Origin of the sequence: Nonomuraea zeae (assembly GCF_005889725.1) — a bacterium.
Classification (GTDB): domain Bacteria; phylum Actinomycetota; class Actinomycetes; order Streptosporangiales; family Streptosporangiaceae; genus Nonomuraea; species Nonomuraea zeae.
On record NZ_VCKX01000722.1, the window covers coordinates 1 to 696 of the forward strand.

Below are 696 nucleotides of genomic sequence, written 5' to 3' on the forward strand. Positions count from 1 at the left end.
GGGGAGGAGACGGATGGGGGCGCGGGCCAGGAGCAGCAGCGGGTCCAGGTAGCGGGTGTTGCGGAGGAGACCCCAGTGCAGGCACGACTCCTGGCAATGGGTCGCTGAGGCTTCTATGACTCCTAGCTCGGCCCCTTCGGCAACTGGTTGGCCTCGGTGTACGGACGGTGCGACCGGCAGGTAGGTCGTGCGGAGGCCGTCTGGGTGGTCGATGGTCACCACTCCTTTGCCTCCCACGGGGCCGGCGAAGCGGACTGTGCCCTGGCCTGCTGCCAGGACTCTGGTGGCGACGGGGGCGGCCAGATCGATGCCTCGGTGACCGGCGAGCCAGGGCTCCGGCGGTGGGGCGAAGCGGCGCAGGACGCGGGGCTGCCCGTCCAGTGGCCAGCGCCAGGTGGAGGGTGAGGCCCTCGCGTGGGGTGTGGGGATGGCGAGGATCAGAACGGTGACCGCCAAGAGTGTGAAGAGGTGCATGGCGGGAGTTTGGCCAGGGCGGTGTGGGGTCCGTGCTGGTGAACGGGATTCTGTGGACGAGGGCGGAGCCGCGCGGATGGCCTGTGGATAAGTGGTTCGGCGATGGCGCGAGCGGGAGATCTGGTCCGGGATGATGGAGCTGCGGATCGCTCGGCTTGCTCTGCATCTTGTTCGGGTCGGTGATGCTGGGGTGGGTCTGTCTCTTATACCCCTCTAACGTTT

General features: G+C 68.0%; 1 protein-coding gene. It reads right to left on the minus strand.

Annotation, left to right across the window (positions count from 1 at the left end; all coding sequences use genetic code 11):
• Positions 1 to 474 (minus strand): M23 family metallopeptidase (locus tag ETD85_RS62600; protein ID WP_138699138.1); only part of this gene is annotated, 474 nt, incomplete at its 3' end.
• Positions 475 to 696 lie beyond the last annotated feature (222 nt).